Origin of the sequence: Adlercreutzia sp. ZJ242 (assembly GCF_011038995.1) — a bacterium.
In the GTDB taxonomy this organism is placed as follows: Bacteria; Actinomycetota; Coriobacteriia; order Coriobacteriales; family Eggerthellaceae; genus CAAEEV01.
Genome location: NZ_JAAKEE010000025.1, coordinates 1 through 17,167 on the forward strand (window position 1 = coordinate 1; position 17,167 = coordinate 17,167).

Genomic DNA, 17,167 nt, shown 5'->3' on the forward strand with positions numbered 1-17,167 from the left:
GCCCGCCGGCTCGGCCAGCCCGCCGCCCGCGCCCGCGCCGCCCGCGCCCGCAGGCTCCCTGCTGCCCGCTGCCGCGCCACTCGTCCCGCCCGCGGGCTCTCCGCCAATCGTCGCGACCACGTACGCGCATCCCCGCGCGCCGTACCCGAGGGCCGCCGCCGACTTCTCGAGCGCCCCCTTCGCCGCGCTGCCCAGCGCGCGCGTGCTCGCCGCCAGCAGGAGCTCGTTGCCCGTTCCCTCCACGAAGTCTCCGTATACGGCGAGCGTGCCCATGGCGTTGACCTCATAAATGTTACTTCTTGCAGGAAAAGTCACACTCGCTCCTTGATGTTGCGCGCCGTCCGTATTAAGTTAGTTTAATCCAAACGGCGAAGCCGTTTCCATCAAGGGAGGTCATTATGTGCACTAACGGAGTCAACACCGGCCAGCTCGAGCTCATGATCGAGCAGATCGACGACCACATCAAGCTTGAGCGCCGCTGGACGCACAACCTGGCGCACAACGCCGAGGACGCGGGCTTCGCAACCGTGTCCGAGAAGCTCCACGCGGCTCAGGCGCTGCTCGACGACGTGCGCGCCATGCTCGACGAGGCGAAGGACGCCATCGAGGATGACGCGGAGAGCGCCGCGGGCGTGACGGTCAGCCTCGTGTAGCGGCCTGCCATGAGCAACGACCTCATGCGATTCTCGGTGGCCATGCCCGAGGACCTGCTCATGAACTTCGACCAGCTGGTGGCGCGCCGGGGCCTGGCGAAGAACCGCAGCGAAGTGGTGCGCGACCTGGTGCGCGACGCGCTGGTGGAAGACGCGTGCGCCACGCCGGGCACGCTGGTCATGGGCACGCTCACCATCGTGTACGACCACCACGCGAACGACCTGCAGGAGAAGCTCCACACCATCCAGCACGACTACTTCGAGTACATCATCTCGACGATGCACGTGCACGTCGACCAGCACATGTGCCTCGAGGTGATCGTCATGCGCGGCGAGACGGGGCTGGTGCAGGACATCGCGAACCTGATCCTGGGCACCAAGGGCGTGCAGAACGGCCGGCTGGTCCTCACCACCACCGGCCGGCATATGTAAGGAAGGCGGCACAGTGGCAAACGACACAACCGTCATGCTGGGTCACGGCAGCGGCGGAACCATGATGAAGCGCATCATCGACGAGGTGTTCTTCGCGGCGTACGGAACCGACGAGCTTCTGCGCGGAGACGACGCGGCGGTGCTCCCGGCGCTCGAGCCGGGCGAGCGCCTGGCGTACTCCACCGACTCGTTCGTGGTCACGCCGCACTTCTTCCCCGGCGGCGACATCGGGCGGCTCGCCATCTGCGGCACGGTGAACGACGTGGCCACCAGCGGCGCGCGCCCGCTCTACCTCAGCTGCGGGTTCATCCTGGAGGAGGGCTTCCCGATGGATGATCTGCGCCGCATCTGCCAGTCGATGGCCGAGGTGGCGAAGGAGGCTGGCGTCAAGCTGGTGACGGGCGACACGAAGGTGGTCAACCGCGGGCACGGCGACGGCATCTACATCAACACGAGCGGCGTGGGCGCGCTCGCGCCGGGCTTCGAGCTCGGCGGCGCGCAGTGCCGCCCGGGCGACGCGGTGCTGGTGTCGGGCACGCTCGGCGACCACGGCATCACCATCATGAGCTGCCGCGAGGGGCTGAGCTTCTCGGCCGACATCGCCAGCGACGCAGCGCCCTTGAACCACCTGATCGCCGACGTGCTGGCGGCCGCTCCGCACACGCGCTGCTTCCGCGACCCCACGCGCGGCGGCATCGCGAGCACCTTGAACGAGCTGGCGAGCCAGGCGAACGTCGACATCACGGTGGAGGAGGAGCGCGTCCCGGTGAGAGACGCCGTGCTCGGCGCGTGCGAGATGCTCGGCTACGACGTGATGCAGGTGGCCAACGAGGGCAAGATGGTGTGCGTCGTCCCCGCCGAGGAGGCCGAGGCGGCGCTTGCGGCCATGCGCGCGAGCCGCTACGGGCGCGATGCGGCCGTCATCGGCGAGGTGTCCGAGGCCAACGCCGAGCGCGGCCCGAAGGTGTTTCTGCGCACCGCCTTCGGCTCGACGCGCATCCTCGACATGCTCGTGGGCGAGCAGCTTCCCCGCATCTGCTAGGAGCTCGGTTAGGCGGGAGGAGAGGGGTGCTCGGCGTCGCCCCTCCCTCCCATTAGCACTTGGAGCCTGCTCCAATACTACGACGCCGAATCTTTTGCTTTTTTTACCGTAGTCTGAAAAATGTCCGTTTCCACTTGCGCGGCGATTCATTAATGGTATCTTGCGCTACGAAAGTTGTGGGGAACATCCCATGGGGGCTTTCGACTGAGAAGGAGTTGCTAATGTCACACCCGGTTATTGAGGCTGATGAGTGCATCGGCTGCGGCATCTGCGTAGACGCGTGCCCGCAAGAGGTTCTCGAAGTTGTCAACGGCGTTGCTGAGGCTGTCAACGAGGACGCCTGCATCGCGTGCGGCGACTGCGTCGAGGAGTGCCCGATGGGGGCTATCTCCGAGATCGTCGAGGACTAGCACAGATCGCACAGCTCGCACGGCGAGTGCGAAGAAGCGCGCAAGCGCGGTCGAACCCCCACGTGCTGCCCGCCGCGGGCAGGCCAGCGAGGCTCGGCCTCGTGTCGAAGACACAAGCTCAAGAAGAGGGCGTCCGGTCAACAGCCGGGCGCCCTTTCTCTCTCTATATATATGCGCTCAGCTCGCAGGCCGGCGCCTGCGAGCCGTCGGACGCTCGCGTATTGCAGGCTGCGGGGCGCTTGCGGGCTGCATGCCTGTCGCCAGCTCCGCCGCTTCCGGCTGTGGACGCCTTGTGGCGGCCCCGCCTCGCGCCGTCAACATGCGCCTTCTCTCCCCGTAACGAACCCCTTCCGCCCGTGCTCGCAGGGCCAATTGTGTGTAAAATGCGCAGTGCGAGGTTATTTCATCGCAAACTATTAAGGAAACTTGACAATCAAACACTTAGATTTTATATTGGCAGCATGCAATAAGAAACCAACAGGCTATCTGTGAGAAAAGCTGAAAGAAAGAGAGGAACTTGCAATGGCTAAGATTCTCGGCATCGACTTGGGCACCACGAACTCCGCCATGGCCGTCATGGAGGGCTCGGAGCCCGAGATTCTGGTGAACGCCGAAGGCGACCGCACCACCCCTTCCGTCGAGGGCTTCCGCAAGGACGGCGAGCGCGTCGTGGGCAAGGCCGCGAAGAACCAGGCCGTCACCAACCCTGAGAACACCATCTCGTCCGTGAAGCGCTTCATCGGCCGCTCCTTCGGCGAGACCTCCGAAGAGCAGAAGACCGTGAGCTACAAGGTGCAGGCCGGCAAGGACGGCCGCGCGGTCATCGACATCGACGGCAAGGACTACACCCCCGAGGAGATCTCGGCCATGGTCCTGCAGAAGCTGAAGACCGACGCCGAGAAGCAGGTCGGCCAGCCCATCACGCAGGCCGTCATCACCGTCCCGGCCTACTTCAACGACGCCCAGCGCCAGGCCACCAAGGACGCGGGCAAGATCGCGGGCCTCGAGGTGCTGCGCATCATCAACGAGCCTACGGCTGCGGCGCTCGCCTACGGCCTCGACAAGGTTGACCACGACGAGAAGATCCTCGTGTTCGACCTCGGCGGCGGCACGTTCGACGTCTCCGTGCTCGAGCTCGGCGACGGCGTGTTCGAGGTTGCCTCCACCGCCGGCGACAACCACCTCGGCGGCGACGACTGGGACCAGCGCGTCATCGACTGGATGGCCGACAAGTTCAAGGCCGAGAACGGCATTGACCTGCGCGCTGACAAGATGGCCCTGCAGCGTCTGAAGGAGGCGGCCGAGAAGGCGAAGATGGAGCTGTCCTCCACCTCGCAGACCAACATCAACCTGCCCTTCATCACCGCTGACGCCTCGGGCCCGAAGCACCTCGACCTCACGCTGACGCGCGCCGAGTTCGAGCGCATCACGCGCGACCTGCTGGATCGCTGCAGGAAGCCGGTTGAGCAGGCGCTGCGCGACGCGGGCCTCAAGACGGGCGAGATCGACGAGGTCATCCTGGTCGGCGGCTCCACCCGCATGCCCGCCGTTCAGGAGCTCGTGAAGACCATGACCGGCAAGAATCCGAACATGTCGGTGAACCCCGACGAGGTCGTGGCCATGGGCGCTGCCGTCCAGGGCGGCGTGCTCGCCGGCGACGTCCAGGGCATCCTGCTGCTCGACGTCACCCCGCTGTCGCTGGGCGTCGAGACCATGGGCGGCGTCATGACCAAGATGATCGAGCGCAACACCACCATCCCCACCCGCAAGACCGAGATCTTCTCCACGGCCGCTGACAACCAGCCCTCCGTCGAGGTCCACGTCCTGCAGGGCGAGCGCGAGATGGCCGCGGGCAACAAGACGCTCGGCCGCTTCCAGCTCAACGGCATCCCGGCGGCGCGCCGCGGCGTCCCGCAGATCGAGGTCACGTTCGACATCGACGCCAACGGCATCGTGAACGTGTCCGCGAAGGACCTGGGCACGGGCAAGCAGCAGCAGATCACCATCTCCGGCTCCACCGCGCTGTCTGACGACGAAGTCGACCGCATGGTGAAGGACGCCGAGTCGCATGCCGCCGAGGACGCGGCCCGCAAGGAGGAGGTCGAGATCCGCAACAACGCCGACGCGCTGGTGAACGCCACGCAGCAGACGCTCGACGAGCTGGGCGACAAGGTGCCGGCCGACGCGAAGTCGCAGGCCGAGGCCGCCATCGCCGAGGCGAAGACGGCGCTCGAGGGCACCGACGTCGAGCCGATCAAGGCTGCCACCGAGAAGCTGCAGCAGGCGGGCTACAAGCTGGCCGAGGTCGTGTACTCCACGCAGGGCGCTGACGCCGCCGCTGGCGCGGGCGCTCCGGGCACAGGCGCGGCTGCCGCGAGCGATGACACCATCGAGGCCGACTACGAGGTAGTCGACGACGACAACGAGAGGAAGTAGCTGCCATGACGACGCCCGACAAGGACAAAGTTGTGGACGATTCCGCCGAGGACAACGCGGGCATGGGCGAGACCCCCTCAACGCCCGATGCCAACGGCGCTGGCGCGGCCGGGTCGGCTGATCCGGCCGGCCAGGCCGCCGAAGCCGACGCTGAGGCTGACGCCGCAGCTGCCGACCCCGCCGACCCCGCCGCCGCTGAGGCTGTCGAGGCCGAGGTGATCGACCCCGAGCTCGCCGCCGAGGCTGACGCCGCGGTGGAGGGCGTGGACGCGGAGTCCGAGATCGTCGCCCAGGCCAAGGCGGAGGTGGCCGAGTGGAAAGACAAGTACGTGCGCCTGCACGCCGAGTGGGACACGTACCGTCGCCGCACCAACGAGCAGCGCGAGGCCGAGAAGGCGCGCGCCACCGAGAAGCTGGTCACGAGCCTGCTTCCCGTGCTCGACGACTTCGAGCGCACCATCGCCTACGCCAACGACAACGGCGAGGTGGGCCTGCTCGGCGGCGTGGAGGCCGTGCACGCCAAGCTCGTCGACACGCTGGTGAAGGGCGGCGTGGAGATCATCGACCCCGCGGGCGAGGCGTTCGACGCGCTCGAGGCGCAGGCGGTCGCCACCGTCCCCGACGAGACGGTCCCCGACGAGACGGTCGCGCAGGTGTACCAGAAGGGCTACCGGATGGGCGCCAAGGTGCTCCGCCCCGCCATGGTGACGGTCACCACGGGCGGCCCGAAGCGGGAGAGGCCCTCCGAAGAGGAGTAGCGACGCCGCTGCGCTCGGGAGCGCTGGGGCATCACCGACAACGACAGGCTTTCGAGGGCGGGCTTCTGGTCCGCCCTCGTTGCAGAACCAGAAGAAAGAGAGGTGGCAGGCATGGCGGCAACGCCTGACTACTACAAGACGCTCGGCGTGCCTCGCACCGCCTCGGCTGACGAGATCAAGAAGGCGTTTCGCAAGCTCGCGCGCACGCACCATCCCGACGCGGGTGGCGACGAAGCCAAGTTCAAGGAGATTAACGAAGCCTACGAGGTCTTGAGCGACGACAAGAAGCGCGCCCTGTACGACCAGTACGGCACCGCGAGCGAGAGTCAGATCCCGCACGGCTGGGGCGGCGCGGCCGGCGGCCAGGGCTTCTCCGTCGAGGACATCTTCGGCGGAGGAGGCCAGGGCTTCGGCGGCAGCTGGGCCGACATCCTCGAGAGCATCCGCCACGGCGAGGGCGCGTTCGGGACGAGCTGGGACTTCGGCGGCGGCCAGCAGAGGCCGCGCCGCGGGCAGGACATGAACGTCACCCTCAACGTGACCTTCGACGAGGCGTTCAAGGGCGTCGAGAAGCGCGTGACCGTGCGCATCCCCGGCAAGTCCGCCTCCGACACCATCACGGTGAAGGTCCCGGCCGGCGCGGTCGACGGCGGCCGCTTGCGCTTCAAGGGCAAGGGCGGCCTCAGCCAGAGCGGCGGCGAGCCGGGCGACCTGCTCGTCACCACCAAGATCGCCGCGCACCCCTACTACCGCCGCGACAAGGCCGACGTGGTGGTGAAGGTCCCCGTCACGGTGGCCGAGGCCGCGCTCGGCGCGTCGATCGTGGTGCCCGCGCCCGACGGCGCGAAGGTGCGCGTGAAGGTCCCCGCCGGCACGCAGGACGGCACGATGCTCACCATCAGGGGCAAGGGCGCCCCCGACGTGAAGCGCAAGGGCGCGTTCGGCGACCTGAGGATCGAGGTCGAGGTGAAGGTGCCCGCTCGCATGAACGAGAATCAGAAGGCGGCCATGGAGGCGTTTCTGGCCGCCACGACGGAAGACGTGAGGACATGGCAGTAAACGATCGCAACCGCCCGCTGTACATGATCAGCGTGGCCGCGGAGCTTGCGGGCGTGCACCCGCAGACCCTGCGCGCCTACGAGCAGAAGGGCCTGGTCACACCCCAGCGCACGAGCGGCAACACGCGCATGTACTCCCAGGCCGACATCGAGCGCCTCGAGCTCATCAACGAGCTGACGAGCGAGGGCATCAACCTGGCGGGCGTCATTCGCATCCTCGACCTGCAGGGGCGCCTTGACGAGCGCGACCAGGAGCTCGACGACCTGCACAAGCGCGTGCGCCGCCTGGCCGACCGCGTGCACGAGCTGGAGACGCGCGAGAGCGTGAACAGCCTGGTGCGCGTGTCGGACCTGCCGACCGCGCTGCGCTACCTTCCCTAACCGCCGACGCCGCTCGGTCGGCGTCGGCGGAGCACGCGGCGCCGCGGCGCCTTGCCGCGCGCCCTCTTCCCTAAGGAGGAACCATGAGACTAGACAAACTGGCGTTGACCGCCCAGGAGGCGTTCCAGGGCGCCATGGGCGTGGCCGGTGACGCCGAGGCCGCCGTCATCGAGCCCATCCACCTGCTGAAGGCGCTGCTCGACGCGGGCGAGAACAACATCGCGGCCATCATCAAGCGCATCGGCGCCGACCCGGCGCAGCTCGCGCGCAACGTGGAGGACGAGATCGGCAAGATGGCCAAGGCGTCGGGCAACGCCATGCCCATGGCCATCCCCGGCAACGACCTCATGCGCGTGGTCGACAACGCGGTGAAGTTCGCCGAGAAGCTCGGTGACAGCTACGCCACGAGCGAGCACCTGCTCATCGCGCTGTCGGAGGACAAGGGCGCGGCGGGCCGCGTGCTCACCGCGGCGGGCGTCACGCGCAAGAACATCGAGAGCGCCTACGAGGACCTGCGCGGCAACACGCGCGTCACCTCGCAGACCGACAAGACCCAGTTCGAGGCGCTCGAGCAGTACGGCCAGAACCTCACGCAGCAGGCCCGCGAGGGCAAGCTCGACCCGGTGATCGGCCGCTCCGAGGAGATCCGCCGCACCATCCAGGTGCTGTCGCGCCGCACCAAGAACAACCCGGTGCTCATCGGCGAGCCCGGCACGGGCAAGACGGCCATCGTGGAGGGCCTGGCGCAGCGCATCGTGGCGGGTGACGTGCCCTCGAGCCTGCGCGACCGCGACATCGTGTCGCTCGACCTGGGCGCCATGATGGCGGGCGCGAAGTACCGCGGCGAGTTCGAAGACCGCTTGAAGGCCGTGCTGCGCGAGGTGAAGGAGGCGGGCGGCAACGTCATCCTGTTCATCGACGAGCTGCACACCATCGTGGGCGCGGGCGCGGGCGGCGACAGCTCGCTCGACGCGGGCAACATGCTCAAGCCGGCGCTGGCGCGCGGCGAGCTGCACGCCATCGGCGCCACCACGCTCGACGAGTACCGCAAGTACGTGGAGAAGGACGCCGCGCTCGAGCGGCGCTTCCAGCCCGTGCTCATCAGCGAGCCGTCCGTCGAGGACACCATCGCCATCCTGCGCGGCCTGAAGGAGAAGTACGAGATCCACCACGGCGTGCGCATCACCGACGGCGCCATCGTGGCGGCGGCCGAGCTGTCGGACCGCTACATCACCGACCGCTTCCTGCCCGACAAGGCCATCGACCTCATGGACGAGGCGGCCTCCCGCCTGCGCATCGAGATCGACTCGATGCCCGAGGAGGTCGACGCTGCCGAGCGCAAGCTCATCCAGATGCAGATCGAGGAGCAGGCGCTCATGAAGGAGACCGACGCCGCCTCGGCCGAGCGCCTGGAGCGGCTGCGCCGCGACATCGCGAACGCGCGCGAGGCGCTCGACCACCAGAAGGCGCTCTGGCAGAACGAGAAGGACGTCATCGCGGGCGTGCAGAACCTCAAGGCCGAGCTCGAGGCCGCGCAGCTCGAGGAGGAGCGCGCCACGCGCGAGGGCGACCTGGCCCGCGCGTCGGAGCTGCGCTTCGCGCGCATCCCCGGCCTGCAGTCCCAGCTCGTCGAGGCCGAGCAGGTGCTCAAGGCCAAGCAGCAGGACGGCGCCATCCTGAAGGAGGAGGTCTCCGAGGAGGAGATCGCCGCCGTGGTGTCGAGCTGGACGGGCATCCCCGTGACCAAGATGATGCAAGGCGAGATGGAGAAGCTCGTCGATCTGGAGGACGTGCTCAAGCAGCGCGTGGTGGGGCAGGACGAGGCCGTGAGCGTGGTGGCCGGCGCCATCCGCCGCAACCGCGCGGGGCTGTCCGACCCCAACCAGCCCATCGGCTCGTTCATGTTCCTCGGCCCCACCGGCGTGGGCAAGACCGAGCTCGCCAAGGCGCTCGCGGAGTACCTGTTCGACTCCGAGAAGGCCATGGTGCGCATCGACATGTCCGAGTACATGGAGAAGTTCTCGGTGCAGCGCCTGATCGGCGCGCCTCCGGGGTACGTGGGCTACGACGAGGGCGGCCAGCTCACCGAGGCCGTGCGGCGCCACCCGTACTCGGTGGTGCTGCTCGACGAGATCGAGAAGGCGCACCCGGACGTGTTCAACGTGTTGCTGCAGGTGCTCGACGACGGCCGCCTGACCGACGGGCAGGGCCGCGTGGTGAACTTCAAGAACACCATCATCATCATGACCTCGAACATCGGCAGCCAAATCATCCAGGAGCAGGCCGCGCAGGAGAACCAGACCATGGGCGAGATGGTCGAGCAGATGGCGAGCATGACGCCGGAGGCCGCGGCCAAGCGCATGATGGACTTCACCAACCGCCTGCAGGACACGCTGCGCACCACGTTCAGGCCCGAGTTCCTGAACCGCATCGACGACGTGATCACGTTCAACGCGCTCAACATCGCGAACATCGAGAGCATCGTGAACCTGCAGCTCGACGAGGTGCGCGGGCGCCTGGCCACCCGCCGCATCACGCTCGACGTGACGCCGGCGGCCATGGAGCACCTGTCGATCGACGGGTACGACCCGGTCTACGGCGCCCGCCCGCTGAAGCGCCTGATCCAGCGCCAGGTGGTCGACCGCATCGCCGAGAAGGTGATCTCCGGCGAGGTGCGCGACCGCAGCCACGTGCTGATCGACCTCGATGACGAGGGCGAGTACGTCTGCCGCGTCGAGGGGCCGATGGAGCTCGACTTCGACGCGCTGCTCCTCGACCGGTAGCCGATACGGGTAAGATGGAGCCGAGCACGAAAGCGTTATGACGCCTACGGCAGGACTTGGCCGGGCGCGGCAGCACCTCGACGCCGCGCCCGGCTTGCCTTTTTGAGGAAGGAGGGCTGCGATGGCAGCTCAGGACACGGTGAAGATCGTCATGATCACGGGGTATCTGGGAGCGGGCAAGACCACGCTCCTCAACCACGTGCTCGCGAACGAGCAGGGCATCCGCGCGGCGGTGATCGTGAACGACATCGGCGAGGTGAACGTCGACGCCGATCTGATCGCGCAGGCGGGCTCGGTGATGGAGATGGACGACATCATCCCTTTGACCAACGGCTGCATCTGCTGCACGCTCGCCGACGACCTGGCTGAGCAGCTCACGCGCATCGCGAACTCGGGGGACTTCGACTACATCATCATCGAGGCGTCGGGGATCTGCGAGCCCATCCCGATCGCGTACACGATCTCGACGCTGTGCGAGGGTGGCGCGGATGCGGACGCGGACGACGATGACGCTGCAGGCGCGAATGGTGGCGCTGCGGCTGCGGGCGCGGCGCGGCTGGCGCTCGACAACATCGTGGCCGTGGTGGACTGCGCGCGCATGTTCGACGAGTTCAACGGCGGCAAGGCGCTCCTGTCCGATGACGTGGAGGAAGACGACGTCGAGAACCTGCTCATCCAGCAGATCGAGTTCTGCACCACGCTCGTGATGAACAAGGCCGACCTGGTGACGCCCGAGCAGATGGCCGAGCTTCGGGCCATCGTGCGCAGCCTGCAGAGGGACGCGCGCATCGTGGAGGCCGTCCGCGGCGAGGTGGCGCTTGACGAGGTGCTGAACACGGGGCGCTTCAGCTTCCAAGCGGCGTACGAGTCGGCCGCGTGGGCTGAGGCCATGGAGCACCCCGAGGAGCACGAGGACCCCGAGGTGCTCGAGTACGACATCTCCACCTTCGTGTACCGGCGCCGTCGCCCGTTCGACATGGCGCGCTTCTCCGCGCTGGTGGACGCGTGGCCCGAGGGCGTCGTGCGCTGCAAGGGCGTCCTCTGGCGCTCCGACGCGCCCGACGGCTGCTTTCTGTTCGAGCAGTCCGGCAAGCACTTCTACCTCACGGAGAACGGGGAGTTCGTGGCGGCGTATCCCGAGGCTGACCGCGCGGCCATCCTGGCGGAGAACCCCCAGCTCTCAGCTGAGTGGGACGTCGAGCTGGGAGACCGCATGAACAAGCTCGTCTTCATCGGCCGCCACATGGACCGCGCCGAGGTGGAGCAGCGCCTCGACGCCTGCCTCGCCGACTAGCCCGCTTCTCACGCCGCAGGCGGTGGGCATCGCGCTTTCCGCCTGCGGCTCTCCGAGGGGCAGGGTCCTAGCCGCTGCACTTTACGCTCATCGCCTGCGGCGTGCGGCTCTCCGAGGGATGGGCCTCGGTTGCCGCGCCTGCTAGGGGCGGGTTTCGGTCACCTTCTCCACCTTGGGGGCCTGCCGGGCAATCAGCAGGCAGGTGAGGCTGGCAACGGCCAAGGCGACGGCCACCTTCGCGGGTCTTCTCATGAGCGCACCTCGCAAGATCGTAGGATTCCTATGCTGACAAGGATAGGAAAGCGCCCTTTCGCAACCCTTGCACGTGCCTTACGTTTTGGTCACGCCTCCGCTATCGAAGCCTTTCTTGCTGCTTCTTTGCCAATTTGCTGCTTTATCACGACTCCGTTGAGACCCGTGCAGTTTTCCGCTGTGATTTTGGCAGAAATCTTCAGTTCTTTGTCTTCTCGACTCGTTTCGGGAGCAGGCTAACCTTGGTCTCAAGAAGAGCAGGTGACAAAATCCCAGGTCGCATAATTCGCCATATCTGAATTTGGCTCTTGCTGCCTCCTAAAAAGGCGGGCTCGCCGTCGGAGGAGACAAAGAACTGAAGATTTCTGCCAAAATGTCCCTCCAAATCTGCACGGTCCCGCGAAAGCGTCTCCGCTCCGTACGCGCGGGTACGCTAACGGCCCGTAAGCTCTGCGACGAATCGGAGCGGGCGCGTTCCGTCCCAGTTTTCGTGTTGCATCCGAATGCCCTCGTAGAGCTGTTCGAGGGGTGCGTTGACCTCGATGAGCTCCACCTGGACGTTGTTCCAATGCTCTAGGGCACAGCGGGCGAACAGGTTGTTTTCCCGACTGCGATACTCCAGTCGCGCTGGCGGATCCGCGCCCATGATTCGCTCTTGCGCGGATCCGCCGAATCGTCTTTAGGCCAGTTGGCCGCCGTCGATGACCATGTGCTGCCCGGTCATCCACGCGGAGGCGTCGGACGCCAGGAACAGAACCGCGTTCGCGCAGTCCTCCGGCTCGCCGAAGCGTCCTAGGGGGATGGGCTTGAGCATCATGGGGCCGTAGACCTCATGGTCGCATGCCTGCTGCGTCATGTCGGTCCGAATGAGGCCGGGGTACAGGCCGTTCACGCGGACGGGGATGCCGGCCTGCGGGAACTTCTTGCCGAACCAGGCGACCAGGCTGCGCAGCGCACCCTTGCCGGCGGTGTAGGCCGCAGAGCCGTCGCAGTGCCAGGAAGCCAGCGAGCCGACGGGGATGATGGAGCCGTGGCCGCCCTTGGCGCACTCGGCCCACCCGTGCTTGATCATCCAGAACACGCCTTCGAGGTTGATGCCGATCATCTTGTTCCAGTTGTCGGTGTCGAACCAGGCGTCGGGGCCGCCGCTTGCGCTCAGCCCGGATATGCCGGCTGAGAGCACCATGATGTCGAGCTGGCCGAACGTTTCCACGCACGCGTCGACGGCGGCCTTGCACTGCTCTTCGCTGGACACGTCGCAGACGGCGTAGGCGGCGGTGCCGCCCGCCGCTTCGATTTCGGCGCATGCGGCCTTGAGCTGCTCCTCGCGGCGCGCGGTCAGAAACACCTTGGCACCTGCCTCGGCCAGCGCCTTGGCCGAGGAGTTTCCGATGCCGTGGGAGCTGGCGCCCGTGATGAGGGCGACGCGCCCCGTCAAGTCGTAGGTCTCGTTGATGCTCATGATGAGCTCCTTTCTTGGAGCGCCGCCGCGTGCTATGCGTTGCGCTTGCGGTTTTGTGGCAGACGCAACGCGCTTTCTGCTGCTGTGGCAGGCGGCGTAGGCGGCGGCGCCGTGAAGCCGCAGGCCAGATGCCGGGCAGCCTAGTCGCCTTCGTCGGCGAGGGCCAGCGGCGCCTTCGAATGCTTCCGCACCACGGGGGTCGTGCAGACCTTGCCCGTGATGGTGCTCGTCCACGATCCGTTCCAGTACACGTAAAGCGGGGTGAGGTTGATCTGCCCGCTGTGGCAGCCGCCGCCCCACCAGCGCACGCTCCCCTGGGAGACGGGCGCGACTTCGATCCACGTCCCGTCTGAGAGCTCCTCGAACACCCTCCCGTCGTTCGTCGAGAGGGTGAGCGCTCCCCAGTCGATGCCGTCGATGTGGAGAACCGGCGGGATGTCGAACGGCAGCTCCGCTGATTGCGCGGGGCCGGCGGAGCTGCCGTGCTCGGATGGGGCGGGACGGGGGGCGGGCGCGCAGGCGCCCGCCCCGGCGGCGAGGAGGCTGCCGCCGTCCCCGCCGCTCTCGCGACAGGTGTTGTCGCACGTCACCGCCTGCTCCTTACGCGAAGGCGAGGTCGCCCAGGCCGCGGTCCTCCTGGACGGTGCTCACGGAGAGCTTCATCTCCTTGCCGTCCTTGGCGATGGTGACCTCCCACTCGTCATCGGCCAGCCCGTCGACCCAGAAGTCACCCCAGCTGTTGGTGGTCGCCTCGTAGGTGTCGGTGCCGTTGGTGATGGTGACGGCAGCGCCCTCGACGATCTCCTCGTCCTCGGGGGTGTAGACGGTCGCGGCGATGAACTTCTTGGGCAGGCCCTTGTAGAAGACGTGCGGCTTGGTGCCGTACTCGGGGTGCAGCACCTCGGCGCCCTCAAGGTCGAGCTCGTCAAGCTCGCCGAACTGGATGACGTGGACCGGGCAGTTGTCGACGCAGCGCGGCGTGCGGATAGGCGACTCCTCGTCGTCGAGCAGGTGCGCGCAGCCAGTGCACTTCTGGGGGATCTGGAGCTGCTCGTTCCAGAAGATCTTGTGGTAGGGGCACGCCTCGACGATCTGCCGCTGGCCCTTGGCCTTCGCGGGGTCGATGATGACCAGGCCGTCCTCGCGGCGGTACACCGCGTCGTCCTTGGCGGCGGCTATGCACGGCGCGTTCTCGCAGTGCATGCAGGGCGTGGGGACGTAGGACACCTTGACCTGGGGGCGCTGCCCGCGCTCCTTCTGGTTGACCTTGAGCCAGAACTGCCCGGCCTCGGGCTGCTCCTGGGCGTAGGGCATCCAGCAGTTGCCGCAGTGCTCGTCCTTGCAAGCTATCTGGCAGGCGTGGCAGCCGACGCACTTGCTGACGTCAATGAGAAAACCCTTCATGTCTGTTCCTCTCAGTCGTTATTCGGAGATGACCCATGCATCGCGGGTGATGCCCTGGCCCTCGTCGTAGGCGCGTGCGAAGGCCTCGGGGTACGTGGCCCTCCACTCGTCCATCTCTTCCCGGGTGAGCTTCTCGGCCTCGACCAGGTACCCGGTGACGACGAAGCCCTTGCAGTGCTTCGACACGCCCTCCTGGGGGCTGATCAGGTTGATCGCGCCGCCGCGGTCGATGTGCGGGGCGATGGGGTCGACGCGCGAGCCCTTGGCTACCACGACGGAGCCGGGCATGACGCGCTGGGAGATGCGCGCGCCGGTCAGGACGATGCCGCGCTCGTTGTACAGCTTCACGATGTCGCCGTCGGCGATGTCACGCGCGGCCGCGTCCTCGGGCGCGAGCCACAGCGGCTCGTAGAGGTAGCCGTCCGGGCCCTTGACCTTGGTGGTCTCGATCTCGCGATACCAGGCGATGTCGTCGCCCTGCACGTGCACGCGGAAGCGCGCCGGGTTCGCGGTGACCAGGAGCGGATACTCCTTGCAGCGCTCGCCCCACTGGGTCTCGTCGTGGGTCCAGCCCTCCTCCTTCGGGCCGCCGACGATCCAGCGGGCCATCGGCGTGCGCTCCTTGTCGTCGGGGAAGTTGGTCGCCAGGGCCTCGGACCAGAACTCCAGCTTGCCGGACGGGGTGTCGAGCGGGTAGTTCTCGATGTCCTCGTAGAAGCCGCGCATGCCGGGCAGAAGCTCCTTGTAATGCTCGTCGAGCTTGGGGAAGTAGAAGCCGCGCTCGGTAAACTCCTCCCAGCTGATCTCGGTCGGGAGCTGGGAGCGCTCGAAGCCGTGCTTGAGCCACTCGTCGGTGGTCATGCCCAGGTCGACCTCGGCGCGCTTGCCGAAGCGGTCGAGGACCTCGAGCGCGATCTCCCAGTCGGACTTCGACTCGCCGACGCGGTCGCAGGCGGGCGGGGTGTAGCCGGCGTGGCGCATGCCGACGGTCATGGAGGCGCCCATGGTGTCGTTGTCCTCCAGGCAGGTGGTGACGGGGAGCACCAGGTCGGCGAAGAGCGAGTCGTTCTCCATCCACTGGTGGTTGGTCACGAAGAACTCGACCTCGGGGGAGCGGATGGCGTCCTGGAACTCGAATCCGCCGTTCCAGCAGTTCATGTTGCAGGGCTTCTCGGACCACAGCATGTGGACGCGGTTGATCTCGGGGGCCTCGGTCGGCGGCTCGACGCCGGCGCGCGCCGCCATCGCCTGCTGCATCGCCAGGGCCTTCTGCGGGTCAGCCGGGTAGTTGAACTCCTGGAACTGCTCGGGCGTGGTGACGTAGACGATGGCCGGGCTGCCCCACCACTTCAGCTCGCCGTCGGTGATGGCCTCGGCGATGCCCGTGCGGGGCAGGGACTGGGCGGACGGGAAGAACTGGCGGCAGTGGTTGAGCATGCTGAACGGGCGGGTCGACGAGGACGCGATCTTCTCGCAGCCCATGCTGGTGGCCTCGAGGTGCAGCTGCTGCACGCCCGGCTTGCCCATGCCCTGCATGGCCAGCAGGTACGCCTGCGCGCGGCCGGGCTCGTGGCTGTAGGGGGTCTTGATGGAGCCGGAGCTGTAATGCACGTGGGATGCGGCCTTCTTGGAGATGTTGCGGGCGAACGCCTTGATGGTGTGCACGGGGACGCCGCAGCGCTCAGAGGCCCACGCGGGGGTCTTCGCGATGCCCTCCTCGTCCTCGCCGAGCAGGTACGCCTTGAACTTGTCGAAGCCGACGGAGTGGGTGTCGATGAACTCCTTGTCGTAGAGGTCCTCGGTGATCATGACGTACATGACGCCGAAGTCGAAGGCGGTGTCGGTGTTGGGCAGGATGGGGATCCACTTGAAGTCCTTGTGGCAGACGGCCGTGTAGTTGCAGAACGGGTCGACGACCACGAACTCCTTGCCGATCTCCTCCCAGAACTTGATGAGGCGGGAGAAGAACATGGAGGCGTAGTTCTGGGTGAGCTCCCAGTCGCCGGCGTCGAACAGCAGGAGCTCGGCGTTCTCGCTGACGTCCTTGACGACGTTCCAGTTGGAGTAGTTGTTCTGCGGCGGGGCGATGAGTCCGCCGCCGTAGTTGAAGCCGGAGCCCCAGAAGTGCTTGGCGCCCCAGTACCAGCCCTCGACGGAGTCGGGGGTGCGGGTCTCGCGGGTGTAGCCGCCGAGCTTGTCCATCGCAGTCGCGTGCATGCCGCCGCCGGCGTGGAGGTCCTTGGACTCGCGGTGGCCGTCCTCGCCGATGCACAGGACGGAGTAGGGGCCGTAGGTGTCGATGACGCGGCGGATCTCAGACTCCATGATGTCGAGGGCCTCGTCCCAGCTGATCTCGACGAACTTGGACTTGCCGCGGTTCTCGGGGTTGCGCTCTCCGGCTGGGTCCCAGTCGACGCGCTTCAGCGGCATGCGCACGCGGTTCTTGGAGTAGACGCGCTCCTTGTAGGCCAGCGCCATGTAGTTGGGCGCCGCCTTGTACTCGGGGCGGAACGTCTTCCCGCCCGCCTCGATCTCCCACATGGAGTCGGCGAGCTCCTCGTGGGTGTACACGTCGTCGATGTGCATCGGACGTATGCGGACGATCTTGCCGTCCTTGGAGTCGACGGCCGTCAACTCTCCGCCGGTGCCGCCGCTCGCGATGCTCTGACCGGTGGTGGTCAAGACGCTTCTCTCGCTCATGCTTCCCCTCTTTCTCCGTGCGCCCCGAAGGGCGCAAGCTCTCAGCCCGCGCGTCTGCCGGCTCTGCGCGCCTGCCGGGAGGAAGGGGCTGATTCGGCAGGT

At 67.0% G+C, this 17,167-nt stretch carries 14 protein-coding genes and 1 pseudogene; 10 read left to right on the forward strand and 5 right to left on the reverse strand.

All coding sequences use genetic code 11. The features are described from left to right. A pseudogene (locus G7Y49_RS07100) lies at window positions 1-315 on the reverse strand (hypothetical protein); the annotation flags it as partial. A gap of 83 nt (window positions 316-398) precedes the next feature. On the opposite strand from G7Y49_RS07100, the gene G7Y49_RS07105 reads away from it, so the two are divergent. The 10 genes from G7Y49_RS07105 (at window position 399) to G7Y49_RS07150 (ending at window position 11,247) form a co-directional block, all read left to right on the forward strand. Then, on the forward strand, window positions 399-653 hold the full coding sequence (locus tag G7Y49_RS07105; protein ID WP_165047361.1) for a dynein gamma chain protein: 255 nt from the start codon (window positions 399-401) through the stop codon (window positions 651-653). Between the two features lie 9 nt (window positions 654-662). Further along, on the forward strand, window positions 663-1,085 hold the full coding sequence (gene nikR / locus G7Y49_RS07110) for a nickel-responsive transcriptional regulator NikR (RefSeq protein ID WP_165172427.1): 423 nt from the start codon (window positions 663-665) through the stop codon (window positions 1,083-1,085). Window positions 1,086-1,119: 34 nt separating this feature from the next. Continuing rightward, window positions 1,120-2,127 carry a hydrogenase expression/formation protein HypE gene (gene hypE / locus G7Y49_RS07115; RefSeq protein ID WP_165172477.1) on the forward strand — a complete coding sequence of 336 codons (1,008 nt, stop codon included), beginning with the start codon at window positions 1,120-1,122 and terminating at the stop codon, window positions 2,125-2,127. A 221-nt stretch (window positions 2,128-2,348) separates the two neighbouring features. Continuing rightward, window positions 2,349-2,537: a 4Fe-4S binding protein gene (locus G7Y49_RS07120; protein ID WP_206214590.1), complete on the forward strand. Its 189-nt coding sequence runs from the start codon at window positions 2,349-2,351 to the stop codon at window positions 2,535-2,537. Between the two features lie 522 nt (window positions 2,538-3,059). Further along, the gene (gene dnaK, locus G7Y49_RS07125; RefSeq protein ID WP_165172431.1) at window positions 3,060-4,973 is read left to right on the forward strand and encodes a molecular chaperone DnaK; all 1,914 of its coding nucleotides are present in this window, start codon (window positions 3,060-3,062) and stop codon (window positions 4,971-4,973) included. Window positions 4,974-4,978: 5 nt separating this feature from the next. Then, the gene (locus tag G7Y49_RS07130) at window positions 4,979-5,731 is read left to right on the forward strand and encodes a nucleotide exchange factor GrpE (protein ID WP_241157315.1); all 753 of its coding nucleotides are present in this window, start codon (window positions 4,979-4,981) and stop codon (window positions 5,729-5,731) included. 111 nt (window positions 5,732-5,842) lie between these two features. Then, window positions 5,843-6,790, forward strand: coding sequence for a DnaJ C-terminal domain-containing protein (locus tag G7Y49_RS07135; RefSeq protein ID WP_165172433.1), 948 nt, complete (start codon window positions 5,843-5,845; stop codon window positions 6,788-6,790). After that, on the forward strand, window positions 6,781-7,170 hold the full coding sequence (locus G7Y49_RS07140; protein ID WP_165172435.1) for a heat shock protein transcriptional repressor HspR: 390 nt from the start codon (window positions 6,781-6,783) through the stop codon (window positions 7,168-7,170). Before G7Y49_RS07135 ends, G7Y49_RS07140 begins: the two co-directional genes overlap by 10 nt. An 83-nt stretch (window positions 7,171-7,253) precedes the next feature. Further along, complete coding sequence (clpB, locus tag G7Y49_RS07145; RefSeq protein WP_165172437.1) at window positions 7,254-9,953, forward strand: ATP-dependent chaperone ClpB; 2,700 nt, start codon at window positions 7,254-7,256, stop codon at window positions 9,951-9,953. 121 nt (window positions 9,954-10,074) lie between these two features. Continuing rightward, entirely contained in the window at window positions 10,075-11,247 is a 1,173-nt protein-coding gene (locus tag G7Y49_RS07150; protein WP_165172439.1) for a GTP-binding protein, read from the forward strand. 931 nt (window positions 11,248-12,178) lie between these two features. On the opposite strand, the gene G7Y49_RS07155 is transcribed toward G7Y49_RS07150, so the two are convergent. From G7Y49_RS07155 to G7Y49_RS07170, 4 genes are all read right to left on the reverse strand, one after another. After that, window positions 12,179-12,961 (reverse strand): SDR family NAD(P)-dependent oxidoreductase, encoded by a 783-nt coding sequence (locus tag G7Y49_RS07155; protein WP_165172441.1) that lies wholly within the window; start codon window positions 12,959-12,961, stop codon window positions 12,179-12,181. Window positions 12,962-13,101: 140 nt separating this feature from the next. Then, a complete protein-coding gene (locus G7Y49_RS07160) occupies window positions 13,102-13,551 on the reverse strand; it encodes a hypothetical protein (RefSeq protein WP_165172443.1) in 450 nt (149 codons plus the stop codon). 10 nt (window positions 13,552-13,561) lie between these two features. Next, window positions 13,562-14,365, reverse strand: coding sequence for a 4Fe-4S dicluster domain-containing protein (locus G7Y49_RS07165; protein ID WP_165172445.1), 804 nt, complete (start codon window positions 14,363-14,365; stop codon window positions 13,562-13,564). An 18-nt stretch (window positions 14,366-14,383) separates the two neighbouring features. Further along, window positions 14,384-17,065: a molybdopterin-dependent oxidoreductase gene (locus tag G7Y49_RS07170; RefSeq protein WP_165172447.1), complete on the reverse strand. Its 2,682-nt coding sequence runs from the start codon at window positions 17,063-17,065 to the stop codon at window positions 14,384-14,386. Between the last annotated feature and the right edge of the window lie 102 nt (window positions 17,066-17,167).

Bases quoted from the DNA above. Each gene is read 5' to 3' on its own strand.
- G7Y49_RS07105 (WP_165047361.1), top strand. From the start codon at position 399: ATGTGCACTAACGGAGTCAACACCGGCCAGCTCGAGCTCATGATCGAG.
- nikR (WP_165172427.1), top strand. From the start codon at position 663: ATGAGCAACGACCTCATGCGATTCTCGGTGGCCATGCCCGAGGACCTG.
- hypE (WP_165172477.1), top strand. From the start codon at position 1,120: ATGCTGGGTCACGGCAGCGGCGGAACCATGATGAAGCGCATCATCGAC.
- G7Y49_RS07120 (WP_206214590.1), top strand. From the start codon at position 2,349: ATGTCACACCCGGTTATTGAGGCTGATGAGTGCATCGGCTGCGGCATC.
- dnaK (WP_165172431.1), top strand. From the start codon at position 3,060: ATGGCTAAGATTCTCGGCATCGACTTGGGCACCACGAACTCCGCCATG.
- G7Y49_RS07130 (WP_241157315.1), top strand. From the start codon at position 4,979: ATGACGACGCCCGACAAGGACAAAGTTGTGGACGATTCCGCCGAGGAC.
- G7Y49_RS07135 (WP_165172433.1), top strand. From the start codon at position 5,843: ATGGCGGCAACGCCTGACTACTACAAGACGCTCGGCGTGCCTCGCACC.
- G7Y49_RS07140 (WP_165172435.1), top strand. From the start codon at position 6,781: ATGGCAGTAAACGATCGCAACCGCCCGCTGTACATGATCAGCGTGGCC.
- clpB (WP_165172437.1), top strand. From the start codon at position 7,254: ATGAGACTAGACAAACTGGCGTTGACCGCCCAGGAGGCGTTCCAGGGC.
- G7Y49_RS07150 (WP_165172439.1), top strand. From the start codon at position 10,075: ATGGCAGCTCAGGACACGGTGAAGATCGTCATGATCACGGGGTATCTG.
- G7Y49_RS07155 (WP_165172441.1), bottom strand. From the start codon at position 12,961: ATGAGCATCAACGAGACCTACGACTTGACGGGGCGCGTCGCCCTCATC.
- G7Y49_RS07165 (WP_165172445.1), bottom strand. From the start codon at position 14,365: ATGAAGGGTTTTCTCATTGACGTCAGCAAGTGCGTCGGCTGCCACGCC.
- G7Y49_RS07170 (WP_165172447.1), bottom strand. From the start codon at position 17,065: ATGAGCGAGAGAAGCGTCTTGACCACCACCGGTCAGAGCATCGCGAGC.